Source organism: Micromonospora sp. NBC_00330, assembly GCF_036136635.1.
In the GTDB taxonomy this organism is placed as follows: Bacteria; Actinomycetota; Actinomycetes; order Mycobacteriales; family Micromonosporaceae; genus Micromonospora; species Micromonospora salmantinae.
This window is the reverse complement of the sequence record NZ_CP108012.1, coordinates 2807030-2833421: the sequence shown is the minus strand read 5'-3', so window position 1 is coordinate 2833421 and position 26392 is coordinate 2807030. Positions and strand designations below refer to the sequence as shown.

Here is a 26392-nt window from a genome sequence, read left to right as displayed (position 1 = left end):
CGCTGGCACACTCGTGGGCATGGTCGACTGGTATGCGCGGGCCGACGTGGACGGCGACGTCCACCGAATCTCGGAACCGCACGTCAACGAACTGCTGTCGGCGAACTTCTGGTGGTTGCGGGGCGACGATCGGGACATCGTGATCGACGCCGGGCTCGGTGTCGTCGCCCTGCGGGAGGCGATTCCGGGCCTGTTCGCGCGCGATCCGATGGTCGTGCTCACCCACGCGCACCTGGATCACGTCGGTGCGGCGTCGGAGTTCGGGGAGCGGGCCGCCCACCCCGCCGAGGCCGGGGTCCTGGCGGCGGGCGTGCCGGCGAGCCTGTACGGCGCGGAACTCTTCGACAAGCTCGGGATCGACGCCGCCGGAGAGGACATCCCGGAGCTCATGATCGACGTCCTGCCCGATCCCGGCTACGACCCGGCCGCCTACCGCGTCGCACCGATGACCCTGCACCGCCTGCTCGACGACGGCGACCGGATCGACCTGGGCGGGCGGGTGCTGACGGTGCTGCACCTTCCCGGCCACACGCCCGGGAGCATCGCCCTGCTCGAGGAGCGCACCGGGACCCTGTACTCGGGCGACATCATCTACGAGGGCGCCCTGATCGACGATCTGCCGAACTCCGACGTGGCCGCGTACCGGCGAAGCATGCGGGTCCTCGTCGACCTCGACGTGTCCGTCGTCCATCCCGGCCACGGGGACAGCTTCGACCGGACGCGCCTACGCCAGTTGGCCGAGACCTACCTGCGCAGGACGGCGTAGGGCGAGCCCCGTCGATCTTGACGGCGGGTCACGCGGTTAGGGTGCTCGCCATGATCGAGGACGCCGTATGCCGTTGACGAATCCGTGGCTGTCGGAGCCCACGCCAGTGAAGCGGCTCGATCGCGAACGGCTTGAGGAGCGCCTCCTCAACCTGTTGTCGTCGCAGAACATGTGCGTGCTCGCGACCACGGGGCCGGACGGGCCGCTGGCCACCCCTGTGCGGTACTTCCCGCTCGGCTTCGCGGTGCTCTTCACCGCCGCGCCACGGTCGCCAAAGATTCGCAACATCGCCGCCGACCCGCGCGTGTCCATCGGCATCTTCGCGCCGCTGGTCGGGTTGGCCAGCAGCCGCGGTGCCCAACTGTTCGGGACGGCCAGGGTGCTTGCTCCGGAGCATCCGGACCGCGCGCACTACTGGACGGCGGTTCGATGGGAGAACGAGCACGCCGAGCGGGGGCGGGCGCTGTCCGAGCCACCCGAGGACACACTCGTGGTCGTCGAGGCGGAGCGGATCGTCTACACCGAGCACTGGCTGCGACGTGAGGGTTTCGCGCCACGCCAGTTCTGGCGCCGCTCCGCCAATGACGAAAGCCGATTTATTGCATAATTCGGTACGTGCCTCCCAAAAGGGAAACTTCGCGGCTCACCCGTAGCCCGGGCCGGCTGCTGGCCTTCAGCGACGGTGTCTTCGCGATCGCCGTGACGCTCCTCGTGCTGGAGATCCAACCGCCCCACGACTTCGGGCGCCTCGCCCAGGGGCTCGGTGCGCTGTGGCCGTCGTACCTGGCGTACACGTTGAGCTTCCTGCTCATCGGGCAGGTGTGGGTGAATCACCACGTCATGTTCGACCGAGTCCGGCACGTCGACCGAGGAGTCCTCTTCCTCAACACGTTGCTCCTGATGGTCATCGCGTTCCTGCCGTTCTCCACGTCACTGCTCGCCGAGGCGTTGCGCGCGGAGCAGGGGCTGCGCGCGTCGGTCGTCGTCTACGGCGGCACACTCTGGACGGCCGCGGCCCTCTTCAACATCGTGTGGGCACACCTGCGGCGGGCCAAACTGCTGGACCCCGGCCTCGGGCCGTTCGGTGCGCGGGCCATCGGTCGTCGCTTCGCGCTCGCGCTGGTCTGGATCGGCTCCGGCATCCTCGTCGGCGCGTTCGTGCCGATCGCCGGCGTCGCCATCATCGCCGCGTTCCTGCCCGCCTACTACCTGCCCATCCGCGGCGAGTACGGCGAGGACGACACCGCCGAGCAGCCGGCCGGTAACTAGAGTCGGTGCCATGCGCATCAGGATCGACGGCACCGATTTTCCAGGTCAGCGTGCCGGTGCGGAGGCCGACGCGCTGCGGCTGGGCAACGTGCACGTCGGGGTTCAGCGCAAGGCCGACGTGGTCGATCAGGTGCCGGCCGACGCGGCCAGCGCCACCTGGTCCTTCGAGGTGTCCAGCCGGGAGATCGACTGTGCGCTCGACGTCGGTGGCCCCTGGGTGCACGGCCGCCCCGGGGCGCGGTTTCTCTATCTGAGCTGGGGCGCGGTGACGCAGGACGGCTTCGCGATGTTCCGACGAGCGAAGTTGATGTTCACCGACGTGCCGACCGAGCTGCTGCGCGCCGCCCACGAGGGCAACGGGACGCTGGTCGGCCGGGTCGGGTTGACCGATGCCGCCGGTGGGCCGATCTGCGCTCGGGTGCGCCCGCCCGCCGTCGCCTGGGCTCTGGAGTGAGAGTCGCCGACGGCTAGCTGCCGAAGTCGACGCCGCTGAGGGGGACGGAGCGGTACGCGGCGAGGTGTTCGGCCTGCGCGGTGATGGCTTTACGTGTGGCGTCCGACAACCGGTGCCACGGCTGGACGGCGACAGTGAACGTCCTGCCGGACTTGCGGGGCCGCCAGGTGCCCACCAACTCGCCGTCGACCAGGACGGCTCCGGGGCGACCCAACACCGGCCACAGCTCCTTGGCGTGGGCGGCGTCCGGCACCAGCGTTGCCCGATCCTTGGCCTGGAGGAACAGGTCGAACGGGCCGAGCAGTCGGGTGACAGTGTCGTCGGCGGACTCCAGGGCCTCCACGTCGGCGGCCAGCAGTGAGCGCACCTCACGGTCGACAGTCACCTCGATCACATCGTCGGGCCAGTGCGCCTTCACGTCCTTCACCGGGGCGTCGAGGTAGTCGGCGACCTGTTTCGGGGTGGCCGGACCGAGCAGGCGAAGATACGCGCGGACGAGGTCGAAGCGGTCACCCGCAGCGGCTGCTTGTCTGAACCCGGCGATGCGCCGCAGGACCGGGGGCGAGGTGTCGAGCTGCAACTCCAGTCCGGCCCGCAGGGCGGCGAGCCGGAACGGCATCTCGTAGAGGTGCGTGGCGTCGCACGGCCGGCAGAACCGCAGATAGGGCTCGGGCAGCATGGTGGCCAGGCGGCCGGAGACGTCCCCCTTGACCGTCGGCGTGCTGACGATGGCCCGCATCCGTTCGGCGATCTCGTCCAGGGCCGCGAGGGTGTCGATGCCGGCCGCCTTCAACGGTTTCGCGGCGTCGTAGATGCGCTTACCCGCGTCGGCCGAGGAGAAGGGTTCGACGGCGGCCGCCACCTTCGCAACGTCGGCCCGGCGGTAGAGGTGGGGAGCGCCCCGCACCGTCCACAGCAGGACCAGATCCGCCTCGGACAACGCGGTCACGTCGACCCCGCGTACCGCCAGCGCCCACCGACCGCCGTCCGGACCGGTGTTCTGCACCCCGAGGTCCAGGACGGCGGTGTCGGCGAGCGTGCCCTCGGCCCGGTTCAGCTGCTGGGCCCGGACCCGGAAGTTCATCACCTGGTGCCGATCGACCATGTCAGCACCCTAGTTGGGGCGGCGCGCCCCGTGGGTCCAGGCGCGCAGCGCCCATTCGACGGGGCCGTACCGGAACCGTCGCAGCCACCACGAGTTGACCACCAACTGCACTGCGAAGATCACCAGTGCGATCAGCAGTGTCTGTGCCGGCGAGGTGCGGCCGACCAGGCCCCACCCGAGGCCGGTGAAGACGAGCACGCACACGAGCGACTGGGCCAGGTAGTTCGTCAGGGCCATCCGCCCAGCGGGCGCGAACACGTCCGCGAGGCGCGGCCGCCGCGTGAACAGGCGCAGCAGGGTCGCGGCGTAGGCGGCGGCCAGGAACGGCGCGGTGACGATGCTGACCATCAGTCCGGTCAGGTTCGCCGTAGAACCACCGACCGCGAACACGACGGCGCCGGCCAGACCGATCGGGTACCCCACCCGTTCGCACCGGCGAAGCAGGTCCTGGTGGGCGGGCACGGTGGCGAGCAGCCGGTGCTTGCCGGCGGCGAGGCCGACGAGGAACGCCGCGAACGCCAGCGGCCCCTGCACGGCGAGGCCGCCGATCATCGCCGGCATCGACCGCAGGTGCTCCAGGACGACATCGCCGAGGCCGCCGCCCAGCGCCAGCGTCGAACGCGCACCGGCGCTGAGCGCGGCGGCCTCGTCCGGAACCAGTGTGGCGCCGAGGACCGCGGCGATCCCGACCACCACGGCGATGCCGCCGATGATGGACGCCGCCGCGATCAGCGCGGTGCGGGGCTCGATCCGCCGGACCGCGAGCAGCACGAGGCCGAGCAGCGCGTACGTGGTGAGGATGTCGCCGTGGAACAGCAGCACCGCGTGCAGCACGCCGAGAACGAACAACCCGGTGAGCCGGCGCAGGAACGCGGGACGGAACGCCGCTCCGCGCCGAGCCGCGGAGTCGAGTTGCAGTGTGAAGCTGTAGCCGAACAGAAAGGCGAACAGCAGGTACGCCTTCATCGCGAACAACAGCTCCACCGCGCCGGCGATCAGCAGGTCGACGGTGCCGCGCGTCGGATCGTCGACCAGGTGGAAGTCGTAGCCGGAGCTGAAGAACGCGATGTTCACCAGCAGGATGAGCAGCAGCGCGCTTCCGCGCAGCGCGTCCACGACGGTGATGCGGGCGAGGGTGTCCCCGGGCGAGGGCTGTGGGTGGCTGTCGCCCGGTCGGTCGAGCCCTGTCACATTCATGCTGTCCAGCCTCCGGAGCGCGGCCCGCTGCCGTGAAGTGTTTCCGTCACACGGGTTGTCGTGACGAAAAGACACCATCCCCGGGGAGGGGGAGGCGATTTCCCTCCGCGCGGCGATCCGCTCGTCGCGCCGTTCGGCGACGGTGATCTCGGATGTGTCAACGCCTGCCGCTGATGGAGACGACGCCGTGACTCGAACACCACGCACGAACGCCATGCCCGCACCACCGCCGCCCTGGGCCCGCCGAGCCGGGCACGTGGCGTGGATCGCCCCCGTACTGGGGTTCATCCCGCTGCACGTGCCATGGATCCTCGGCATCCCGCTGTTCGCCAATCCCGACCCGTTCCGGGAGTGGTACCACGGTCGCGGGCCCGGGGTGGGGGACCACCCCGTCGACGGATTCCTGGGCCTGCCGGCCGGCGCGTTCTACCTGGGGCTCCTGTGCGTCCTCGCCGGGCTCGGCGGCGTTCTGGCGCTGGGGCTCATTCAGGACTGGGGCGTGGTCTTCCCCCGGTGGGTGCCGTGGCTGCGCGGACGTCGGGTGCCACAGTGGGTGCCGCTGACGCCAACGGTGCTGGGATCCGCCCTGATGATCGGCTACTCGGCGACCCTGCCCTGGCAGTTCGCCGCGGACCTGGGGGAGTCCAGTGCGGATGACATCTTCACCCCGACCGGCGTCCTGATCGGCCTCCCGCTCCTGCTGGCCTGGGCGGTCGCGTTGCCGATGGCCGGATGGTCCTACTACCGCCGTACCCGTCGGCCGCGACGCGACCGGCGGCGCTGGTCGGCGGCAGTGGATGACCGACCAGCGTCGCCGTCCGGGTGGCCCGGGCTCGGGTGACGGCCTCAGGCCACCAGGGAAACCCGCCCGTTGTCCAGGTCGTAGCGAGCGCCCACCACCCGCAGCGCACCCTCGTGCACCTTCTCGGCGATGATCGTGCTGCGTGCGCTGAGCGCCCGCACCTGGGCGACGATGTTGGCGCGCACCCCGTTCTCCACCGGGTCGCCGGGCTGGTCCAGCACCGGCTCGACGATCGGGCGCAGGGCGTCCACGATGGTGCCGATGTGCCCGGGCGCCGTACCGCCGGTGTGGATGGCGTCGATGGTGGCGGTGATCGCGCCGCAGCGCTCGTGGCCGAGGACGACGATCAGCAGGCTGCCGAACTCCTCCACGGCGAACTCGACGCTGCCGAGCAGCAGGTCGTCGACGATGTTGCCGGCCACCCGGTTGTCGAACAGGTCACCCAACCCCTGGTCGAAGAGCACCTCGGGGGCCACCCGGGAGTCCGCGCAGCCGACCGTGATGGCGAACGGGTGCTGGCCGGCGGCGAGCCGGTGCAGGTCGGTCAGGCCCTGGTGCGGGTGCCGGCCGTGGCCGGAGGTGAACCGCCGGTTGCCGGCCTGCAGCCGACGCAGCGCCTCCGTCGGCGTGTCGACCGGGTTGTCGGCTGGCGCGGCGGAGGCGGCGGACGGGCTGGCTGCGGCCGCGCCGAGCGCCACGGCGGCGGCGCCACCGGCGGTCAGCAGCGAACGGCGGGACAGGTGGGAACGTGCCACGATCATCTCCCTGAGGTGAGGCAACTCGTCTCTTCCTACCAGCCCGCCGTCCACATAGGTCGCCGCGGTCGGGCGGTCAGCAGGCGGCGGATGACCGCCCCTGCCCCTTCGTCGCCGCGTCCAACAGCGAGGACGGGTTGACCTTGACACAGTGACAAGGTCTTCACTGGGCCGGAAAGGGGTGATTCCGATGACCACGCCGAGACAGGACACGCACGCGACGAGGGTTCTCTGCGGGCTGGGAAGCAGCGACCCGTCGGTGCGGCTGCGCGCGGCACTGACTGTCGGCACGACCCCTGACCCGCAGCTCATCGACACGCTCATCGAGCGATGCGCGGTCGAGCCCGAGTTCTCCGTACGCGAGATTCTCACCTGGGCACTCCTGCGCCACCCACCCGCACTGACGGTGGCGAAGCTCACCGATGAGCTCCGCTCGGAGCGCGCGCAGGCCCGGAGTCAGGCATTGCACACGCTGTCCAAGATCGGGGACCGGCGAGCCTGGCCGGCGATCACCCGGGCGCTGCTGACCGACGCCGACGGCGAGGTGGCGCGGAGCGCCTGGCGTGCAGCGGTCGCGCTCGTACCCCCCGGCCGGGAGCCCGAGTTGGCCACGGTGTTGTCGACGCAGCTCGGGCGGGGTGGGCGTGAGATGCAGTTGAGCCTCAGCCGGGCGCTGATCGCGCTCGGCGAGGTGGTCATGCCGATCCTGCGTGCCGCGATGGCGGATCTCGACCCGCGAGTACGCAGGCACGCGGTCGCCACACAACGTCTGATGCAGGATCCGGATGCCGGGTTCGAGTTCGCGATCGAGGCGGCGAAGCGTGTCGTCGCCCTCGGCCCGATCGGCGAGAAGGGATGACACCAGATGTTGATCGGTGAGGTGGCGCGACGGTCCGGGGTCAGCGCCCGCATGCTCAGGCACTACGACGCGCTCGGGCTGATCCGGCCCACTGGTCGCACCGGTTCCGGCTATCGCGAGTACACCAGCGAGGACATCCGGCTGATCTTCCACGTCGAGAGCCTGCGGTCGTTGGGTCTGTCGCTACGTGACGTCTGCCGCGCGCTCGACGATCCCGGCTTCACCCCCGCGGAACTCGTCAACGACCTCATCCGGCGGACGCGACTGCGCATCGCGGATGAGATGGAGCTGCTCACCCGACTCCGTCGGATCGGTGCCGCGGACCCCGCCAACTGGGAGGACGTCCTACAGGTCGTCACACTCCTGCGGGCACTGGGGTCGGAAAGCGCGGGTGCCCGCCAACGCGCAGCCCTGTCGTCGGTCGGTGAGGGGCCGGTGCCGGTGGAGGCACTTGTCGAGGCGGTGCTGAGTGAGTCGGACCCGAACGTCGCCGGAGCCCTGCGCTGGGCGCTGGCGCAGTCCGGCGACGGCGGGTTGGCGTTGCTGGCCGAGGGCCTCGGCTCCCCAGAAGCCGAGGTACGCAGGCGCGCCGTTCAGTCCGTCGCCGAGATCCCGCACGCCGCGGCGACCGAGGTGCTGCGGGACGCCCTCGCGCACCCCGACCTCGTGGTGCGCGGGTACGCGGCTCTGGCGCTGGGCGCGCGCGGAGTGGCGGACGCGCTTCCCACGTTGATCGACATGGTCGCCGAGGAGAGCAAGGATGTCGACGCTGCCGACGCGCTGAGCCTGCTGGCGGCCGATCCCGCGCTGGCAGACGAGATTGCGATCCGGCTCGTTGCCTGCCTCGAACAGAGCGGCGTCGCACCGTCTGTACGGCGACGGCTGACCGAGGCGTTGGCGGACATCCAGGGGAGCGTCGCCGTACGCGCCCTCACGGACCTGTCGCACGATCAGGACCGTGCGGTCGCACTGACGGCGACCTCCATCCTGGCCCTGCGCGACGCGGCTTCACCATGACCAGACACTGTGGAGCCGCCGAGGATGGGCGGGATGCCGAGCGAATTGATCATCGTTTGGACTTCGACTATCGTCCGCGTCCGTGAAATCTTCCCGTCTTGCTTCCGCCATGTTGATCCTTGCCGTTTCGACCGCCCTCGCCGCCTGCGGCGACGCCGATAAGGCGACGACCGCCGGCTCCACCACGCCCGCTCCCACCTCCGCGGCCCCGTCCGCTGTGGCCACCTCCGCTGCCGCAACTCCGGCCTCGTCACCCGCCGCGGGCGCCGCGAGCGACAAGCAGCTCTGCGAGGCGGCGAAGAAGGTCAGCGACGAGATGAAGGCCGAGCTGGTGAAGGTCGCCACGGCCGGCCAGGACTCCCCGGCGGACTACCAGAAGATCCTCAGCGACCTGGACAAGAAGATGGTCGCGGTCGCCGCGACCGGCGACGGCAAGCTCGCTGCTGCCCTGCGGGCGTTCGGCGCCGAGGCGGCCAAGGCCGCGGCTGCGGCGGACCCGGCGACCGCCGCCGACAACCCTGCCTTCGAGAAGGCCGGCAACAACCTCTCCGCCGTCTGCAAGGCGGCTGGGTTCAAGGGGATTATCTGAGCATCGCGGCATGCCGCACCGGTTGCCATGACGGACGGCCCCCACGCCTGAGCGTGGGGGCCGTCCGTCGCAGACGGAGGCGGTGGTCAGCCGCCGGCGAAGGTCGTGTCGACGCCGCACTTGGCGTTCTGGTTGAGGCAGGACTTCACCAGGTCGCCGAGACGCTCCGGCTCCCAGGCGTTCATGAAGTCGCCGTGCATGGACGACGGCTTGCCGGAGGAGAGGCTGAGGCCGTCACCGCCCAGCGACTCGTAGTTGACCATGAAGGAGAGATCCGGCACGGCCACCGGGTACTTGCCGGTGCAGACGCCGTTCACCGGGTCGCCCATGTGCGACTTGTGATCGGGTGAGTCGATGTTCTTGCCGTCCCAGCAGTCCTTGAACACGAGCTGGAAGATCAGGTTGCCGCCGGGGGCGCACTTCGGCCAGTTACCGTCAGCGCTGCGGCCGACCTCGGCGCTGCCCGCGCACCAGAACTGGTTGCTGCCGGCGTTCTTCGGAGTGTCGACCTGCCGCTTGGCGTCGCCTTCGACCACTACCAGGCCCGGCGGGAAGGGCTTCACTGTCGACGGGTCCTTGACCCGCGAGCCGTAGTAGATGCGCATGCTCTTGATCGGCACGGCCTTGCCGTCCTTGCGCAGCTCCGGCGTCCAGTAGGCGCTCTTGTCCCCGGGGGCGTTGCAGGTGTTCGCCGCGGCGAACAGCTTGTCCGTCGTGGTGAAGGCGTCGATCTTCGGGCCGAAGAAGGTGTGCATGTGCGAGGCGCCCGAGAGGTTCGGCAGGACGATCGGATCGTCCGGAGCGGAATTCGCGACGCCGCAGTCGGTGTGGAACTCCGGCACCCGGGTGGTGCCCGGCGGCACGGCCTTCGGCTTGATGGCGTTGAAGGCGGCCAGTTCCTTGTTCCACTTGGCCTGGTCGACGGGCACCCAGCCGCCGGCCGGCGCGCTCGGCGGGACGGACGTCGACGGGGACGCGGACGCTGTGGAACTCGGCGTGGTGGAGGGGGTCGCCGACGTGCTCGGCGTGGCCGAGGCGCTCGGCGACGTGCCCGTCGCGGGGCCGAACGTGAACCAGTTCAGGTTCACGAAGTCCGACGTCGAGGTGCTGTTCATGACCGCGAAGACGGTCTGCGCGCCGGCCGGCACAGCGGACGCCTTCGCGGCGACGGTCGTCCACTTCTGCCAACCGCCGGTCTGGGCGATCGGGAAGCTGGCCAGCACCGGGCCGTTCTGCGCGCCGAGGCGCAACTCGACAGTGCCGCCGGCGGCGTTGTGCGAGGCGACCCGGGCCGTCAGGTCGACGCCCGTTACCGACACACCGTCGAAGCGCAGCCAGTCGCCGCTGGCCAGCCAGCCAACGTTCCGGCCGCCGTCGGCGTCGCCGGTGCCCTCGGTCTGCGCCCCGGACTGTGCCGCGAAGGCCTCTGCCTGCACCCGGCCGGGCACGGCGACCTCTTCGGCCTGGGCGCCGGCGATGTAGATGCCGCTGCCGGTCAGTGCGGCGACGATCGCGGAGGCGAGCGTGATGCGAGTGAGGCGACGACGCTTTCGTGCCCGATCCGGGGGTGCGACGTGCGCGGGGGGAGTCCGCATTACCAGTGGTTTCCTTCGAGTCGACGATAAAGCTCTGTTGGAAGGAGTATGTGCACGTCAGGGGCCTTCATCAACTCGCGGGGAAAGAATTAAGGAGGCCTGTCGACACGTGCCCTGGCAGCCGGCGCGGCGTCTCCGGATGACAATTTTTCGCTCATGCAGTCTTAAGTTTCTTTTAAGTCCCGTCGCCGGGTTCTGGCGCGATGATTACGGATTTTGAGTAACGAATTGTGGTCGAATTCTCGGCCTCAGTCGTTGACCGGATCGACGCGGATGGTCGGCGACAGCGCGCGCAGGAAGTCGGCCGCGTCGAACATCTCGCCGGCGGAGGCGACGCCGCTGGTCCTCGTCCGACCATCGAGGACGCGCCCGACCGCCTCCACGGCCAGGGGCGCGCTGACGGCGTAGATGTCCCGGCCGGTGGCCACGACACGGCGGCGCGCGTCGCCGCGACGCACCATGACGTCGACAGTGAACGTCTGCGCTGACCGGCCCAGCCCGTCGACCGCGACCGGCGCCGCCGCGGCGGCCAGGTCGGTGGCGGCGTCGACGGTCATGTAGGTGCGGACCTCGGGGATGGCCAGGTGACGGGGGATGGTGACGACGTCGGCCATGGTGAACTCCCCGAGGACGGTGCGCCGGCCCAGCGGCGCGGGAAAGTCCCAGTCGGTCCTCGGCAGCTCCCCGCCGGACTGGTACTCCAACCGGCCGCCGGTGTAGCGGACCCGGCGGCCGGCGCGGCGCTCACGGGAGACGACGCCCGCGGCGACCGTTCCGGCCGTCGGGTGCCAGCTGCTCAGTCCGTACGCGACGTGCGCCTCGTCGGCCGACGTCCAGTCGCCCATCGCCGTCGTCGCGAGCAGGTCACCCAGCCCGCCGAAGAAGGCCATCGCCGGGACCACCGCGACACCGGCCGCCCGGGCGCGCTCGGTGAAATGGGTGAACGTGTCGAGGTTGGCCTCGATCTCGGCCGCCACGTCCACGTACGGGATCCCGGCGCGCAGCGCAGCCTCGATCACACCGGCGGCGGTCGACGCGAACGGGCCGGCGCAGTTGATGACCGCGTCCGCGCCGGTCAGCGCCGCGTCGAGCGAGGCCGGATCGTCGGCCGACGCCACCCGGTAGTCGAGCCCGAACGCCGCCAACCGGCGCGGGTCGCGGCCCACCGGCAGGGCGCCGAACCCGCGCTCGCGCAGCTCCGCCATCACGAACCGACCGGTGTGCCCGTACGCCCCGAACACCGCCACGTTGTGGCCCATCGTTGCCCCCTCGAAGATCGACTGGGTCCAGCCTCCCGCAGTGGCCGGCGACCGACCAGTGTCGGGAACGCCAACTCCCGTACAGTTTCGGACATGGCCCTTGTCGCGATCGCCGCCACCGACGGGATGCTGCACTTCGAGCTGGCCCTGGCCTGCGAGGTCTTCGCCCACGACCCCTCCGGCCTGGCCGACCCCTGGTACGACGTGGCGATCTGCGGCCCCCGCCCGGTCCGGATCGGCCGCTTCCTGCTGGCGCCCGACGACGGGCTGGACCGGCTCGCCCGCGCCGACACCGTGATCATCCCGTCGGTCGAGGACGTCGACGGGGACCTACCCCCCGACCTGCTCGACGCGGTCAGCGCGGCCCACCGGGCGGGCGCCCGAATGGTCTCGCTGTGCACCGGCGCGTTCGTGCTGGCCGCCGCCGGGGTGCTCGACGGACTGCGGGCCACCACGCACTGGGCGCACACCGAGGCGCTGGCCGCCCGCTATCCGCGGGTACGGGTCGACCCGGACGTGCTCTACGTCGACAACGGCACCGTGCTCGCCTCCGCCGGGAAGGCCGCAGCGATCGACCTGTGCCTGCACCTGATCCGCCGCGACCACGGCTCGACCGTCGCCAACGCCGTCGCCCGCCGCCTGGTCGTGCCACCACACCGCGCCGGTGGTCAGGCCCAGTACGTCACCACCCCGGTGCCCGCCCGTGACGACCACCCGCTGGCCACCCTGTTTCCCTGGGCCCTGGCCCGCCTGGACCGGCCGCTGACCGTCGAGGACCTGGCCCGGCAGGCGAACATGAGCTCCCGCAACCTGGCCCGCCACTTCCGCTCGGCCACCGGCACCACACCACTGCTGTGGTTGTCGACGCAGCGGATCCGCCGCGCCCAGGAGCTGTTGGAACAGACCGACGACAGCATCGACGTCATCGCCGCGGCGGCCGGCATGGGCACCGCCGCGACGCTGCGTCGACACTTCCACCGCACCGTCGGCGTGCCCCCGGACGCGTACCGGCGTACCTTCCGAGCCACCGGGCCTGCCACCGGTGAGCCCTGACCGGGTACGCGCCGCGGAGGGCGTCGCTCGTCGCCGTCGGGCAGAATGCCAAGTTCCTGCTCTGCACGGCGGTCGGGGGTCCGATGGGCTACAGCTTCGAACACGTCGATCTGCCCGAACCCGCCGCGACCGCGCGCGCCCACGCCGAAGCGTGCATGGATCTGAACGGGTCGTGCGGCAACTGCCCACAGTGCTACGACGAGTACTCGTCGCTCGCCGCCGGCTACCAGTTCGCACTGAACATTGCCGGCATGGGGTTCTGTCGGGAACGCATGCGGTGGGCCGGGATGACCTATCAGGCAACGCCAGAGCCCTTTCCGGACTGGCCGTTCGACAGCGTCGACGACTGGCGCAACGATCAGCGCCGACGCGACGCCTACAAAGAGGCCGAGCGGGCGGCGGCCGCGCAGACCAGCCCCGGCAAGGTGGGGATCCCCGAGTTCAAGCTGACGAGCAACGGCCCGTGGGTGGTGGGTGAGACCGAGATCGAGCAGGCGTTGATTCTCTACGACGCGTCGCCGACGAGCCTGCGCGCCGAGTGGGAGGCCGACGAGCTGTGGGTGACGTGGCTCAACTGGCTGCGGGAGACGCGTACCCGCGGCGGCTTCACCGTCAGTTGAGCGTCTTCGCTAGCGCTGGTCGGGGCGTTGGCGGGCGAACGCGTCGCGCTTGCCCCAACGGCCGGGGATGTCCAGGAGCGCGATCCGCCCGAAGGTGGTGGGCAGCGCGGGGTCCACGGCCAGGTGGTCGTCGTGCGGGTTGATACCGAGCATGGTGCGGATCAGCAGCATGGTGGCGCCGCTGGACCATGCCTGCGGACTGCCGGCGGTCGGGTACCGGATCGGAAACCGGGTGGTGTCGCGGTCGAACCCGCCGAACGCCTCGGGTAGCCGGCCCTCAAAGTAGGTGGCGGCGGAGAGGATGCCCTCGGCGATGCGGGCCGCCTCGTTGGCGAACCCGTAGCGGCGCAGACCCCAGGCGATGAACGAGTTGTCGAACGGCCAGACCGTGCCGTTGTGGTAGCCGAGCGGGTTGTAGCGGCGCTGCCCCTCGGCGAAGGTCCGTACCCCCCAACCGGAGAAGAGCGCCGGCCCCATCAGGTGCTCGACCACCCGCGCCGCCCGCTCCGGTGGCACGATGCCGCTCCACAGCAGGTGACCGATGTTGGACGACAGGCTGTCCACGGGAGTGCCGTCGTGGTCGAGCGCGAGGGCGTAGAAGCCGCGGTCCTCAAGCCAGAAGTCCCTGTTGAACCGGTCGTACAGGGCCGCCGCCTCGCTCTCCAGCCGATCGGCGTACTCGGGGTCACCCCAGAAGGTGCGGGCCAGTCGTGCCCCCCGAATTTTCGCGTCGTAGGCGTACCCCTGGGTTTCGCAGGTGGCCCTCGGGAAGCCCGGCAGCCGGCCGTCGGCGTAGGAGATGCTGTCCCAGGAGTCCTTCCAGCACTGGTTGTCCAGGCCGGTGGCGCGGTTGCGTCGCTGGTACCAGACGTAGCCGGTGTTGGTCAGGTCCGCGTACCTGTCGATCCAGGCCAGGGCCGCGCGGGCCTCCTGCTCCAACTCCACCACCAGCGCGGTGTCGCCGCTCCACCGCTCGTACTCGTCGAGCAGCACCACGAACAGCGGTGAGGCGTCCACTGTGCCGTAGTAGGGGGAGTGCGGCTGCTCCTCGAACGCGGCCGACTCCCCGTAGCGCAGCTCGTGCAGGATCCGGCCCGGGTCCTCCTCCAACACGTCGTCGGTGCGGACGCCCTGCAACGACGCGAGGATCCGCAGCGTCGGTGGGGTCAGCGACGGGGTGACCGGGAGGGTCTGCAAGCAGGTCAACAGGCTGTCGCGGCCGAACAGGGTCATGAACCAGGGCAACCCGGCCGCGGGCACGCTCGCGCCGCTGAGCGAGAGCGGGGCGAAGCGCAGCGCCGCCAGGTCCACCAGACTGCGGTGGTAGACCTGCTGGAGGCCGACGCTGTCAGTGTCCAGGGTCGGGGCCGCCGCGACCCAGGCCCGCACGCTGGCCGGCAGGGTGGAGTCGTCCGGCCGTTGGGCGCGCAGGGCGGCGCGCAGGTCGACGCCGTCCGGGCGCAGCGCCAACATCGCGGCCTGCAACCGGGTCGACCACTGCTGCCCGGGGCGCAGCCGGACCGCGAACCGGAGGCCGCCCGGGTCGAACTCCGCGGGCTCGCTGGCCGACACGACGACCTCACGCCGGTAGGTGCCGCGGCGGTAGCCCAGGCGCAACTCGTCCGTGCCGACGTGCGTGTAGTGCTCGCCGCTCTTGTCGCCGGTGTCGAACTTGATCTCGAAGATGTCGGCGAAGTCGGCGGCCACCTCCAGACGCACGTCGAGCGTCATGTCCCGCTCGCCGTAATTGAAGATCGTCAGCGATTCGGTGAGGTCCGGGCCGATGCGCCTGCGCCGAATGGCCGACACGTCGGCCTCCACGTAGTCCACCGCCGCGCCCGGCACCGCGAAGAACGTGACCTCGAAGTACTGGCTGTCGTCCACCGACAGCGCTGTCATGCACTCGCCGTTGACGGTGAGCCTCCAGCGGGACAGGAAGCGCGTGTCAGCGGCGAAGAGGCCGACCGGGGTGCTCGGGGACGACTGCACGTCGCCGCTGGCGTCGGACACCATGAAGGTGTTCCCGTCGATGCACGCCACGGTGCCCGCGATGTCCCTCATCGGTCACGTCTCACTGTCGGGATCGTCGCGCTGAAGCCGCCCGGGCTCTCGCGGAAACAGCCGCCCGATGCGCAACGCCAGGGCGAGATCACCGTCGACCATGATCTCGCCACGGGTGATCGCCGCCAGCCCGTTCACCTCGCCCCGCGCCATCGCCTCCGCGAGCTGCGCGGACACCTGGATCACAGTGGTGGCGGGGGCGTCGCTTCGGGTCACCCGCATCCGGCCATGATCGATCTCCAGCAGCCACTGCTCCAGGTTGCCGTCGTCGCGGATGTCGAATCGCACGCTGCCACAGACCTTGCTGAACCGTGGATCCTGGCCGGCGACCGTCAGCCGCTCGAAGAAGGCGCTGGTCTCCGACATCCCACCTCCTCCGGCGCTGGTACGAGCGGATGCCGGCTACCCGCTGCCGCGCACTCCTAACGCCGGGTGGTGCCCCCTTTGTTCACTGTGCGAGCGAGAAGCGGGTCCAGGTGGTGGCGTCCGTGGTGACGAGGACGTGGTCCGGCTCGCCCGTCGACCCATCGTCACGCCCGAAGAGCCAGGCGAAGCCGGGCGCGACACTGACCGCGCCGACGAGCCGGCCGTACTCCCGGGCGACAGTGAAGGTCCGCCCGTCGTCCCGGCTGACGAGCAGCCGCGCGCTGCGGTCGGCTTCGGTGCCCCCACCGGGAGCGATGGTCAGCAGGGACCCGTCCGACCCCACAGTGAGGTCGTAGTGCACCTGTGTCGGCAGCTCGGCGCCGGTGTCCGTCCAGGTCTTCGCGCCGTCGGTGGTCCGCAGCAGCCGCACCTCACCACCCGCCGTCGACGACTGGGTCAGCGCGTACCCTTCCCGGTCGTCGACACCGACCGCCGTGATCACCTCCGCGTCGTCGCCCACCTCCCAGGTGGTCCAGGTCGCGCCTCGGTCGGCGCTGCGGGCGACGGTCGACCCCTGGGAGCCGGCTGTCCGGTACGTGGCCCAGATGCTGCCGTCCGCTGCCGGGTAGAGGCTGAACAGCGAACGCGACGTGGGCGCCGGGGTGGTGAGGCGGTACACCGTTCCGCTCGACGGGTCCACCGCCAGCGGCTCCGACACCGGCGCACAGCCGAACCCGCACAGGACCGGTCGGGCCGTCGCCGGGAACGTGGGTACGGCGACGATCGCGGAGTCCGCGTCCCGCCAGGTGCGGCCGTAGTCGGTGGAGAGGTGAGCCAGGCCGTCGTCGGTGACCAGGTAGGACCGCTCACCGAGCACGGAGAAGCCCGTGCCGCTGCCCGGCGTCCCGGCGGCGGTGTCGGCCGCACATCGGGTGACCTCGAAGCGCGCCGCGTCCCAGTCCGACCAACTGCGACCGCCGTCGCCGGTGTACGAGAAGCGCACCACGCAGCCGTCCTGCCGTACGTCGACCCCGGAGTTCGGCCCGGTCAGCGTGAACTGGCTGAACTGCGCACCCGACGGTGCCGGCGGGTCGGCCGGCGCGACCCGGTCCGGCCTTGCCACCAGCGGTACGACCGCCAGCCCGGCCAGTACGACAAGTGCGGCCGTCACCGTCGCGACCGACCGACGCCGACGGGACCGGGCGGTGGTGCGCAGCTCGTCGAGCGGCGGCTGCGACACGGCCTCGGTGACGGTGTCCACGTCGAAGCCGGAGAACTCACGACCGGACATCGATCCTCCCGGTTCCCGTGGCGTCGCTGTCGGCGAGCAGCGCCGCCAGGGCGACCCGGCCCCGCGACAACCGGGACTTCACAGTCCCGGACGACACGCCCAGCGTGGCGGCGACCTCGTCCACCGGCAGGTCGACGAGGTAGTGCAGGGCCAGCGCATGTCGCTGCCCCTCGGGCAGCAGGCGCAGCGCGGCGAGCAGGGCGAGGTGCTCCGGGGAGTGGTCGGCGACTGCCGGCGGCGGCCCGATACGGCGCAGCAGCCCGTCGAGCATCCGACGGCGGCGGAACCGGCTGCGGGCCCAGTTCACCGCGACCCGACGCAACCAGGCCTCCGGGTTCTCCAGCCCGGCGAACCGCCCTGGCGCCATCAGTGCTCGGGTGAACGCCTCCTGGACCGCCTCCTGCGCCTCGGTCAGGTCGCCGGTCACCGCGTACAGCTGGACGACCAGGCGTCGGAAACAGCTGGCGTAGAGCTCGGAGATCGGATCGCCGTCGGACACCGTCACCCCCCTTCTCCACCACTCCCACCAACGGGCCCGGGAGAAGGTTCCGGCGGCCGGCCAGAATCCGGGTCAGTCGAGGTTGAAGTCCACCACGACCGGCGCCTGGCGGACCCGCACGGCAGTCGCGGCGTCGAAGCCGGCGGCGTCGCGGTGCCAGACCGGCGGGGTGTACGCGCAGTCGCAGCGCAGCTTCACCCGCTGCCCGGGGAGCAGGCGCAGGGCGTAACCGCTGCCCACGTCCGCGACGCCGGCCAGGTCCCCGGTGGCCGCGTCGAACGCGATCACCTGGCCGTAGGTGAGCAGCTCGTCGACCCGTACCGCCCCGCTCAGCGGCGTCCCCGCCGGCAGCGCCTGATTCAGCGTCGCCGTCTGCTGGGCGCGGACCCGCACCGGCCGCGCCTGCTCCCGACTGCCCACCCCACCGGACCACACCGTGGCCAGCCCGTCGGCGGCGAACTGCACGGGCCAGTGGTACGGGCCGAGGCCGGTGATGGTGTAGCGGCCCTCCTCGTCCGTGGTCGGGCCGTGGTCGCCGTACTTGGGGTGCGGCACGTAGGGCACCACCATGACCAGCGCACGGGGGATCGGCGCGCCCGTCGCCGCGTTGGTCACCACTCCGACGACGGTGCCCGGCGGGTCGAGTCGGACGTCCGGCACGCCGGTCACCGCGCCGGCGCGTACCTGGACCACCCGGGCCCGCTCGCGCTCACCGGTGCCGCCGTGCCGGCCGACCCACTGCCAGCCGTGCGCCGTCGTGTCGTAGGGGCGCACCAGCAGCCGGTACCTCCCCGGGGCGACGTCCCCGGTCACCAGCACGCCCTGCTCGTCGGCGCAGCCCCCGTACCGTCCGTGCTGGTCCTCACCGATGTAGACCGCCGCCAACGCCGCGGCGTCCACCGGGACGAGCCTGGCGCAGGCCTGGGGGACCGGCGCGCCGGTCGCCGCGTCGCGCACCACGGTGCGGACGCCGCCGGGCGCCGGCGACCCGGGGGTACGCGCGGCGGCCGGCGCGGCGGCCTCCCCGACGAGCAGCGCGACGGCGATGGTGGCGGTCAGGTGACGCAGCAGAGCATGGCTCATCGGGATGTCCTTCCGGCGGCACGGCGGGTTGGACAGACCGTAACGACGTTCACGTGATCGAAATCGGTCAATGTCGCGATGCCGACCGTCGCCGTACGGCGTTCCCGCCCACACCGACCGCAACGGACGTTCTGCCCCGAACCCGGCGCATCTGACACCGGTACGACATAGCGTCACGGGGGCGGAGACCACCCGCCGCCCCCGCCGGCGGACCGGCGGCGACGCCCACCGGAAGGGAACGGACATGAGTCGTGTCGACACTGTGCTCCTGCCGGAGTTGGACGGGCCGGTGCCGGCGACGCTGCCGAGCGCGCTCGGCCTGCTGAGCCTGGCCCTGGGAGTGGGCGCGCTGGTCGCGCCCGGACCCGTCGCGCGACTGACCGGGGTGGACGACTCCCCGGCCGCGCGGTCCGTGCTTCCGGCCATCGGCCTACGGGAGTTGGGCAGCGCCGCCGGCCTGCTCAGCGGCCGCCGCCCGGCCGGCTGGGCCTGGAGCCGGGTGGCCGGCGACGCCATGGACCTCACACTGCTCGGGAGGGCCCTCGCCGACCGTGGCGGTGAACGCCGCCGCCGGGTCGCGCTGACCACCCTCGCCATCGCCGGCATCACCGCCGTCGACGTGCTCGCCGCCGTACGCGTCGGGCGCGCTCGACGGGCCCGCGCCCGGGTGATCAGGATGCAGATCGCGGTGACGGTGAACCGGTCGCCCGCCGAGGCGTACCGGTTCTGGCGGGACATGGAGAACCTGCCCCGGTTCATGGCGCACCTGGAGTCCGTACGCGCCGACGACCTGCGCCGTTCGCACTGGATCGCCCGTGGCCCGGCCGGGCACCGCGTCGAGTGGGACGCCGAGATCATCGACGATCAGCCGAACAAGTCGATCACCTGGCGGTCGCTGCCGGGGACCCGGGTGCCCAACGCGGGCCGGGTCCGGTTCGTGCCCGCGCCCGGCGACCGGGGGACCGAGGTGCGGGTGGAGCTGCGCTACGCGCCACCGGCCGGCGCGCTCGGCCGAGTGGTGGCGAAGATCTTCGGTGAGGAACCCGAGCAGCAGGTCCGCGACGACCTGCGCCGGTTCAAGCAGGTGCTGGAGACCGGCGAGGTCGTCCGCTCCGAGGGCAGCCCCAACGGCATCTCCGTACGCCAACAGGCCATGCAGCGACCCGCCCAGCCGCTGCCGGCGTCCCGTCGCTGACCGCCCGAGCTCTCCGAAAGGGACCGAGAATGAAGGCCACCGCCTGGATGGGCACCGACAGCGTCAAGGTCATCGACGTACCCGACCCGAAGATCATGAACGCCCGGGACGCGATCGTCCGGATCAGCACCACAGCGATCTGCGGCTCCGACCTGCACCTCTACCACGGCTACATCCCCGCGATGCGCAAGGGCGACATCCTCGGCCACGAGTTCATGGGCGAGGTGGTGGAGGTGGGCCCGCAGGTCCGCAACCTTGCCCCCGGCGACCGGGTGGTGGTGCCCTTCCCGATCGCCTGCGGGCACTGCTCGTCCTGCCAGCGCGGCCTCTACTCGGTCTGCGAGAACTCCAACCCCAACGCCGGCATCGCCGAAAAGATCATGGGGCACTCGCCGGCCGGCATCTTCGGCTACTCGCACCTGCTCGGCGGCTACGCCGGTGGTCAGGCCGAGTACGCCCGGGTGCCGTTCGCCGACGTCGGCCCGGTCAAGGTGCCCGACGAGATCAGCGACGACCAGGCGGTCATGCTGGCCGACGTGTTCCCGACCGGCTACATGGGCGCCGAGATGTGCGACATCAAACCCGGGCAGGTGATCGCCGTCTGGGGCGCCGGGCCGGTCGGGCTGCTCGCCGCTGCCAGCGCCCGGCTGCTCGGCGCGGAGCGGGTGATCGTCATCGACCGGTTCCCGTACCGGTTGCGACTGGCCGAGGAGCACATCGACGCCGAGGCGATCAACTACGAGGAAGCCGACGTGCTGGACACCCTCAACGAAATGACCGCCGGCCGGGGCCCCGACGCGTGCATCGACGCGGTGGGCCTGGAGGGCCACCACGGCAACGCCGCCATGTACGCGTACGACCGGGCCAAGCAGGTCGCACGAGTCGAGACGGAACGACCGTTCGCACTGCGGCAGGCGATCCTCGCCTGCCGCTCCGGCGGGGTGGTCTCGGTCGTCGGCGCGTACGGCGGCTTCGTCGACAAGTTCCCGATGGGCGCGTTCATGAACCGCTCGCTGATCATGCGGACCGGTCAGTGCCACGTCCAGCGCTACACCCGGCCGCTCCTGGAGCGCATCCAGCGCGGCGAGATCGACCCGAGCTTCATCGTCAGCCACCGGATGCCGCTGCGTGACGCACCCAAGGGCTACAAGATCTTCCAGAAGAAGCAGGACGACTGTACGAAGGTGCTGCTCAAGGTCTGACCGGCGGCCAGGTCTGCCGGCAGGGGAGTGCGTCGCGCGCTGCCTTTGGAGCTGATGTCGCAAACGATTCAGCGCGGCTGGGCAGGGGCGGGCTGGGCCGGGGCAGGCTGGGCCGGGGCGGGCTGGGCCGGGGCAGGCCGTGGGGTGATGTCGTCAACGATTCAGCTCCAAAGGAGCCGACCAGAGCCTCGGCTATCAACGCCGGTCGCTCCGCGTGCACACGGCGTCGAACCCGGCCTTGGCTCTGCGCAAGCTAGCGTGTCGCCATGGAGAGTGGCGGTATGTCGGTGCCCGTCTCGGTCGACCTCAGCGTTCGGCTGCGGCCGGTTGCCGAGCCCGACCTGGCGATGCTCCGGCGGTTCTGCACCGAGCCGGGTCTGATCGGTCTGGACTGGGCCGGCTTCCGGGACGCCGGGGTGCCGGCGCGGCGGTTCGCCGTCGACGGCTACCTCGGCGAGGACGACGGACGGCTCGTCGTGGAGGTCGAGCAGGAGCAGGCCGCCGCCGGCGTCGTCAGCTACACCGCTGGCCGATACGCGGGCAGGGCGTCGTACTGGGAGATCGGCATCGCCCTGCTGCCGCAGTGGCGGGGGAGGGGCATCGGCTGGCGCGCCCAAGCGCTGCTCTGCGACTACCTCTTCCACCACAGCCCGGCCCAGCGCATCCAGGCCGGTACGCACCCGGAGAACGTCGCCGAGCAACGGGCGCTGGAGAAGGCCGGCTTCCAACTCGAGGGCGTCGTGCGAGCCGGCGAGTTTCGGGCCGGCCAGTGGCGCGACGGCCACCTGTACAGCCGGTTACGCGACGACCCGTCCCCCTGGGACCCGACGCCGCAGGTCTGAGCCCTAACGCGGGCGGACCCCCGGCTCCACCGTCAGGGTCCCTGCCGTGGCGTCGATAGTGGCGCGCGAGCCCAGCGGGACGGTGAGCTGCCCGTTGCCATGCCCCAGCCGTAGCCCACCCAGGACCGGCACGCCAAGGTCGTACAGGCGGTCCTTGAGCACCGCCGCCGCGTCCCACTCGCCCGGTTCACCGACACTGTTGGTGATCTGGCCGATGACCACACCGGCGACCCTGCCCAGCGCGCCCACCCGGCGCAGCTCGGTCAGCATGCTGTCGATGCTGTACGGAGCCTCGTCCACGTCCTCGAAGAAGAGGATCGCGCCGTCGAACTTCGGGGAGTCCTCCGCGCCGAGCGAGGTGGAGATCAGCGTCAGGCAGCCGCCGAGCAGGGGCCCCGATGCCCGCCCCGGCACCACCACGGAAGCGGCCGTCTCGGCCGGGTCCCGGGAGATCGTGACGGGTGCTGTGGTCATCACCGCCCTGCGGAGCGCCTCGGCCGACTCGGGGCCGGTGCGGTCGTCACTCCAGTTGACCATCGGGCCGTAGAAGGTGACCAGGCCGGTATCGCGCCAGAGCTTGCCGTGGATGCTGGTGATGTCGCTGAAGCCGACGACCACCCGGGGGTCCCGGCGCAGAACGGAGACGTCGATCTGGTCGACGATCCGCTGGGTGCCGTAACCGCCACGCGCGGCGAAGACGGCACGGATTCCCGGGTCGGTGAGCGCGGCGTTCAGGTCGGCCAGCCGCTGCGCGTCGTTGCCGGCCAGATAGCCGTACTTGGTGAAGACGTGCCTGCCCAGCTCGACCTCCAGGCCCCAGCTGCGCAGGATCTCGATGCCGCGGGCCATGTTCGTGGGGTCGGGCGTGCTGCCGGGCGAGACGACCCGAACCCGGTCACCGGGTGCCAGCGCCGGTGCCCGCAGGACGCGCTTCGCGCCAGCCGGCGCGGCCTGCGCGGACGTGGCCTCCGCCGAGCCGACGAGCACCGCGCCACCGGCCGCCGCCGCTCCCATCCGCAGCATGTTCCGACGGGACAGGGGCACCCGCGCGGGCCCCTCGATCGCGGCTGGGTCTGTTCCAGAAGTGGCCACCGGCGTCCCCTCATCGTGATCAGACGATGCGTGCGAGCTGCCACAGCCTACGACAGTCGTCGATTCGCATGGGGGTCCACAAGGGACACCGACAACCCGAGCGAACGCGCGGTGCCCCGGTATCAGCGGGCGGGCTTCCGACACGGCCCGACCCCGGCTCGGCTGGCGACCAGAGTGACCTGACTGGCACGTTTTGTGAGGCCCCGCCCGCCGATGGCGGGGCGTCCGGATCCGCACGTGACCCCGTTTGTCGCCAGGGAGCCTGGGAACTCGCCCCGTTCGTCCGCAGGCAGGCCTGACGGCATGCCGACGAGACCGAAGGAGCGGGGCATGGAGTACGAGCAGATGATCGCCACGGTACGACAGCGCGCGGGCCTCGGTGAGAACGAGGCCGTGCGGTCCATACAGGCCGTCCTGTCGGTGCTCGGTGAACGGCTCGCCGGACAGGAGGCGGACAACCTCGCGGCACAGCTACCGGATCGGCTGGACGCTTCGGTCACCCGTAATCCGCAGGGCCGCCGGTGGGACATTGGTGAGTTCCTGAAGCACGTCGGGGACCGCGAACAGGTCGCGAACGCGGACCAGGTGCGTCAACACGCCCAGGCGGTGTTGCGTACCGTCGCCGAGGCGCTGAACGACGACGAGCGGCACGACCTGCTCGCCCAGCTTCCCGGCGGCATCATCGACCTCTTCGGTGTTCCCACCCCGCGAGGCTGAGCCTCGCGCCGATCGGGCTGACCGTCCGGTGTGCTCACGGGATCGGCCACTCGTGCACCGGCCGGTTGCTGTGCATCAGGTCGACGTAGTGTCGGACCACCTCGCGCAGCGCCTCCGGCCGGTCCAGGTGGTCGGCCGACTCCAACCGGTGCAGCGTCTCCACCTGCCAGGTCGCGCCGTTGCGGCCAGTCAGGCAGCGCTGCTCGATGATGCCGAGCAACCGGTCACGCTCGGTCGGGTCGAGCCCCCACCGGTCCAGGCCGTGATGCGCCATCGGCAGCAACCGGCGCAACACCAACTCGGTGACGGGCAGGTAGCCGAGACCGGGCCAGAAGACCTGCGCGTCGATGCCGTGCCGGGCGCAGCTGGTGAAGTTCTCCTCGGCGGCGCTGAACGACATCTGCGACCACAGTGGCCGGTCCGACTCGGCGAGGGCGCGCACCAACCCGAAATAGAAGGCGCCGTTGGCGATGGTGTCGAGCACGGTCGGGCCGGCGGGCAGCACCCGATTTTCCACCCGCAGGTGCGGCCGGCCCCGTGACACGTCGTACACCGGGCGGTTCCACCGGTAGACGGTGCCGTTGTGCAGGCGCAACTCGGCCAGATTGGGCACCTCACCGGCCGCGAGGGCCTGCGCCGGGTCCTCCGGATCACAGACCGGCAGCAGCGCCGGGAAGTAGCGCACGTTCTCCTCGAACAGGTCGAACACGCTGGTGATCCAGCGTTCGCCGAACCAGACCCGGGGGCGTACCCCCTGGGCTTTGATCTCCTCCGACCGCGTGTCGGTGGCCTGCTGGAACAGCGGAATGCGGGTCTCGCGCCACAACTCCCGGCCGAAGAACAGCGGCGAGTTCGCGCCGACAGCGACCTGGACGCCGGCCACCGCCTGGGCGGCGTTCCAGTAGTCGGCGAACTGGGCCGGGCTGACCTGAAGATGGAACTGGGTGCTGGTGCAGGCCGCCTCCGGGGTGATCGTGTCGGCGGTGACCGCCAGACGTTCCACCCCGCTGATGGCGATCGGCAGATCCTCGCCGCGGGCCGCGAAGATCTGCTCGTTGAGCAGTTTGTAGCGGGGGTTGGCCGACAGCGTCTCGGCGGTCAGGTGCTCGGGGCGCAGCGTCGGCAGGATGCCGATCATGACCATGTGCGCGCCGATCGCCCGGGCCTTCACCTCGGCGGCGTTGAGGCTGGCCCGCACGTACTCCTCGAAATCGGCGGTGCCGGTGCCGGTCAGCCGGCGCGGCGGCACGTTGATCTCGACGTTGAACTGGCCCAGCTCGGTCTGGAAGCTCTCATCGGCGATGGCCGCCAGCACGTCGGCGTTGCGCATCGCCGGATTCGACGCCTCGTCGACCAGGTTCAGCTCGATCTCCACGCCGGTCATCGGCCGGTCGAGGTCGAAGCGGGACTCGCGCAGCATCTCGGCGAAGACATCCAGACAGCGGCGGACCTTGTCGCGGTAGCGGGCTCGATCCTCTCGACTGAAGGTTCGTACGCCGACGTCCTCGCCCATGGTCACCACCCCGTCACCGCTGGTCCCCCTAACCTCGCACGTGATCGGCGGGCGGGGGAAGACCCGAGGACCCTTTCCTACCCAACTGCCCGCACTGTTAGCCCAGCCGGAGCGGACCGATAGCATTGCGGGCCGAGAGGTGGTGGCGTGCGGATGCGCGAGAAGGTGACCCGGCTGTTCGTCGCGGCGGCGATCGCCGAGGCCTGCTCCTGGCTGGCCCTGCTGGTCGGCATGCTGGTCAAGTACGGTCCGCCGGACAACGAGCTGGGCGTCAAGATCTTCGGGCCGATCCACGGCGGCCTGTTCGTCGCGTACGTCCTGCTGGTGCTCGCCGTGGCCCGGCTGCACCGGTGGAGCCTGCTGGCCACGGCGGTGGCCCTGGCCAGCGCGGTGCCGCCGTTCGCCACACTCGCCTTCGAGCGCTGGGCCCGCCGCCGGGGCATGCTCGGCGTCGACCGGCAACCGGCCCGCGAGCCCGCCCCGGTCGGCTGAACCGCCGACTCGCCCTCGCACTCGTCCCGCTCGGCTGAACCGCCGACCCGGCGGGGCCGATCAGGTCAGCGCGGAGCAGGCCGCGATGCCGGCCACCAGCAGCGTGCCCAGGAACGCCTGCAACAGCAGTGGCGGCCCGAGATGCGACCAGAGCGTCGCCGTACGCGGGGTCAGCAACTGCCCGGTGGTGAGGTTGACGATCCGCTCGATCCGGGGCGGCAGCTCCGGGTCGCGTTGCGGGCGCAGTGTGAGCTGCACCTGGTCTGCCGGGTGCAGGGCGCTCTGCGGCAGGTGACCGTGCAGCTCCACCTCGCAGAGCTGACCGGCGGTGTTGCGGAGCCGCACCGGGGTGACCAGGTATTCCGGCCCCTGCTTCAGCTCCTTCCAGCGACGGCGGGTGCCGCCGCCGCCGAACGAGAAGAGCGAGCGCAGCAGCAGGGCGGGCAGCCGGGCGAAGGCCGCCGCGGCGAGCACCGCCACCAGCACCGGCTGACCGATGCGCACCTCACGGGTGTAGCCGTCGAGCAGGCGGATCAGCCGCCCGGTGACGATTCGTTCCGTCGGGTGCACGATCCGTCGGGTATCGAGTCCGCTGTCCATTTCCACCACCGAGAGTCCGCTTGTGTTCACAGATCGTATCGACGTCCTCGGTTGAACGACGTGAATGAAACCTGGTCACGGGCTCACGGCCGCGAGGTG

General features: G+C 71.1%; 28 protein-coding genes. 15 read left to right on the top strand and 13 right to left on the bottom strand.

Translation table 11 applies throughout. The features are described from left to right. The first annotated feature begins 19 nt into the window (after positions 1-19). The 4 genes from OG598_RS12630 (at position 20) to OG598_RS12615 (ending at position 2489) form a co-directional block, all read left to right on the top strand. A complete protein-coding gene (locus tag OG598_RS12630; RefSeq protein ID WP_328654600.1) occupies positions 20-766 on the top strand; it encodes an MBL fold metallo-hydrolase in 747 nt (248 codons plus the stop codon). A gap of 67 nt (positions 767-833) precedes the next feature. After that, positions 834-1373, top strand: a complete 540-nt coding sequence (locus tag OG598_RS12625; protein ID WP_328654599.1) for a pyridoxamine 5'-phosphate oxidase family protein — start codon at positions 834-836, stop codon at positions 1371-1373. An 8-nt stretch (positions 1374-1381) separates the two neighbouring features. Further along, positions 1382-2035 (top strand): TMEM175 family protein, encoded by a 654-nt coding sequence (locus OG598_RS12620; RefSeq protein ID WP_328654598.1) that lies wholly within the window; start codon positions 1382-1384, stop codon positions 2033-2035. Between the two features lie 10 nt (positions 2036-2045). Next, a complete protein-coding gene (locus tag OG598_RS12615) occupies positions 2046-2489 on the top strand; it encodes a DUF5990 family protein (protein ID WP_328654597.1) in 444 nt (147 codons plus the stop codon). Positions 2490-2502: 13 nt separating this feature from the next. Here the strand turns inward: OG598_RS12615 and OG598_RS12610 are convergent, their stop codons facing one another. Continuing rightward, the gene (locus OG598_RS12610; RefSeq protein WP_328654596.1) at positions 2503-3594 is read right to left on the bottom strand and encodes a winged helix DNA-binding domain-containing protein; all 1092 of its coding nucleotides are present in this window, start codon (positions 3592-3594) and stop codon (positions 2503-2505) included. 9 nt (positions 3595-3603) lie between these two features. After that, positions 3604-4791, bottom strand: coding sequence for a DUF418 domain-containing protein (locus OG598_RS12605; protein ID WP_328654595.1), 1188 nt, complete (start codon positions 4789-4791; stop codon positions 3604-3606). Positions 4792-4978: 187 nt separating this feature from the next. Between OG598_RS12605 and OG598_RS12600 the strand changes: the two genes are divergently transcribed. After that, on the top strand, positions 4979-5632 hold the full coding sequence (locus OG598_RS12600) for a hypothetical protein (protein WP_328654594.1): 654 nt from the start codon (positions 4979-4981) through the stop codon (positions 5630-5632). 5 nt (positions 5633-5637) lie between these two features. Here OG598_RS12600 and OG598_RS12595 read toward each other — a convergent pair whose 3' ends face one another. Beyond that, the gene (locus OG598_RS12595) at positions 5638-6354 is read right to left on the bottom strand and encodes a carbonic anhydrase (protein WP_328654593.1); all 717 of its coding nucleotides are present in this window, start codon (positions 6352-6354) and stop codon (positions 5638-5640) included. 184 nt (positions 6355-6538) lie between these two features. Here OG598_RS12595 and OG598_RS12590 point away from each other — a divergent pair, with 184 nt between their 5' ends. From OG598_RS12590 to OG598_RS12580, 3 genes are all read left to right on the top strand, one after another. Beyond that, entirely contained in the window at positions 6539-7207 is a 669-nt protein-coding gene (locus OG598_RS12590; protein WP_328654592.1) for a HEAT repeat domain-containing protein, read from the top strand. A 6-nt stretch (positions 7208-7213) separates the two neighbouring features. Beyond that, positions 7214-8224 carry a HEAT repeat domain-containing protein gene (locus OG598_RS12585; protein ID WP_328654591.1) on the top strand — a complete coding sequence of 337 codons (1011 nt, stop codon included), beginning with the start codon at positions 7214-7216 and terminating at the stop codon, positions 8222-8224. A gap of 82 nt (positions 8225-8306) precedes the next feature. Beyond that, positions 8307-8813, top strand: a complete 507-nt coding sequence (locus OG598_RS12580; protein WP_328654590.1) for a hypothetical protein — start codon at positions 8307-8309, stop codon at positions 8811-8813. A gap of 86 nt (positions 8814-8899) precedes the next feature. On the opposite strand, the gene OG598_RS12575 is transcribed toward OG598_RS12580, so the two are convergent. Beyond that, positions 8900-10408 carry a DUF1996 domain-containing protein gene (locus OG598_RS12575; RefSeq protein WP_328654589.1) on the bottom strand — a complete coding sequence of 503 codons (1509 nt, stop codon included), beginning with the start codon at positions 10406-10408 and terminating at the stop codon, positions 8900-8902. 248 nt (positions 10409-10656) lie between these two features. Further along, entirely contained in the window at positions 10657-11667 is a 1011-nt protein-coding gene (locus OG598_RS12570) for a saccharopine dehydrogenase NADP-binding domain-containing protein (protein ID WP_328654588.1), read from the bottom strand. Between the two features lie 93 nt (positions 11668-11760). Between OG598_RS12570 and OG598_RS12565 the strand changes: the two genes are divergently transcribed. Together OG598_RS12565 and OG598_RS12560 are read left to right on the top strand one after the other, a co-directional pair. Continuing rightward, positions 11761-12720 carry a helix-turn-helix domain-containing protein gene (locus tag OG598_RS12565; protein WP_328654587.1) on the top strand — a complete coding sequence of 320 codons (960 nt, stop codon included), beginning with the start codon at positions 11761-11763 and terminating at the stop codon, positions 12718-12720. Between the two features lie 83 nt (positions 12721-12803). Further along, complete coding sequence (locus OG598_RS12560; protein ID WP_328654586.1) at positions 12804-13340, top strand: hypothetical protein; 537 nt, start codon at positions 12804-12806, stop codon at positions 13338-13340. A gap of 9 nt (positions 13341-13349) precedes the next feature. On the opposite strand, the gene OG598_RS12555 is transcribed toward OG598_RS12560, so the two are convergent. From OG598_RS12555 to OG598_RS12535, 5 genes are all read right to left on the bottom strand, one after another. Next, a complete protein-coding gene (locus OG598_RS12555) occupies positions 13350-15401 on the bottom strand; it encodes an amylo-alpha-1,6-glucosidase (RefSeq protein WP_442931473.1) in 2052 nt (683 codons plus the stop codon). A 3-nt stretch (positions 15402-15404) separates the two neighbouring features. Continuing rightward, a complete protein-coding gene (locus OG598_RS12550; RefSeq protein ID WP_328654585.1) occupies positions 15405-15767 on the bottom strand; it encodes an SCP2 sterol-binding domain-containing protein in 363 nt (120 codons plus the stop codon). Positions 15768-15849: 82 nt separating this feature from the next. Next, a complete protein-coding gene (locus OG598_RS12545; RefSeq protein WP_328654584.1) occupies positions 15850-17058 on the bottom strand; it encodes a WD40/YVTN/BNR-like repeat-containing protein in 1209 nt (402 codons plus the stop codon). Then, on the bottom strand, positions 17045-17563 hold the full coding sequence (locus OG598_RS12540; RefSeq protein WP_442931472.1) for an RNA polymerase sigma factor: 519 nt from the start codon (positions 17561-17563) through the stop codon (positions 17045-17047). The genes OG598_RS12545 and OG598_RS12540 overlap by 14 nt, the downstream gene beginning before the upstream one ends. A 66-nt stretch (positions 17564-17629) precedes the next feature. Then, positions 17630-18640: a carboxypeptidase-like regulatory domain-containing protein gene (locus OG598_RS12535; RefSeq protein WP_328654583.1), complete on the bottom strand. Its 1011-nt coding sequence runs from the start codon at positions 18638-18640 to the stop codon at positions 17630-17632. 244 nt (positions 18641-18884) lie between these two features. Between OG598_RS12535 and OG598_RS12530 the strand changes: the two genes are divergently transcribed. The 3 genes from OG598_RS12530 (at position 18885) to OG598_RS12520 (ending at position 21879) form a co-directional block, all read left to right on the top strand. Beyond that, entirely contained in the window at positions 18885-19835 is a 951-nt protein-coding gene (locus OG598_RS12530; RefSeq protein WP_328654582.1) for an SRPBCC family protein, read from the top strand. A gap of 29 nt (positions 19836-19864) precedes the next feature. Then, positions 19865-21037, top strand: coding sequence for a zinc-dependent alcohol dehydrogenase (locus tag OG598_RS12525; protein WP_328654581.1), 1173 nt, complete (start codon positions 19865-19867; stop codon positions 21035-21037). A 266-nt stretch (positions 21038-21303) separates the two neighbouring features. Beyond that, complete coding sequence (locus OG598_RS12520) at positions 21304-21879, top strand: GNAT family N-acetyltransferase (protein ID WP_328654580.1); 576 nt, start codon at positions 21304-21306, stop codon at positions 21877-21879. Between the two features lie 3 nt (positions 21880-21882). Here the strand turns inward: OG598_RS12520 and OG598_RS12515 are convergent, their stop codons facing one another. Beyond that, positions 21883-22902 (bottom strand): S66 peptidase family protein, encoded by a 1020-nt coding sequence (locus tag OG598_RS12515; protein ID WP_328654579.1) that lies wholly within the window; start codon positions 22900-22902, stop codon positions 21883-21885. Positions 22903-23301: 399 nt separating this feature from the next. On the opposite strand from OG598_RS12515, the gene OG598_RS12510 reads away from it, so the two are divergent. Continuing rightward, a complete protein-coding gene (locus OG598_RS12510; RefSeq protein ID WP_328654578.1) occupies positions 23302-23688 on the top strand; it encodes a DUF2267 domain-containing protein in 387 nt (128 codons plus the stop codon). A gap of 34 nt (positions 23689-23722) precedes the next feature. Here the strand turns inward: OG598_RS12510 and OG598_RS12505 are convergent, their stop codons facing one another. Then, positions 23723-25201 (bottom strand): glutamate--cysteine ligase, encoded by a 1479-nt coding sequence (locus OG598_RS12505; protein WP_328654577.1) that lies wholly within the window; start codon positions 25199-25201, stop codon positions 23723-23725. A 153-nt stretch (positions 25202-25354) separates the two neighbouring features. Between OG598_RS12505 and OG598_RS12500 the strand changes: the two genes are divergently transcribed. Next, the gene (locus tag OG598_RS12500; RefSeq protein WP_112602008.1) at positions 25355-25693 is read left to right on the top strand and encodes a DUF3817 domain-containing protein; all 339 of its coding nucleotides are present in this window, start codon (positions 25355-25357) and stop codon (positions 25691-25693) included. 60 nt (positions 25694-25753) lie between these two features. Here OG598_RS12500 and OG598_RS12495 read toward each other — a convergent pair whose 3' ends face one another. After that, a complete protein-coding gene (locus OG598_RS12495; protein WP_328655319.1) occupies positions 25754-26302 on the bottom strand; it encodes a hypothetical protein in 549 nt (182 codons plus the stop codon). Positions 26303-26392: the final 90 nt, after the last annotated feature.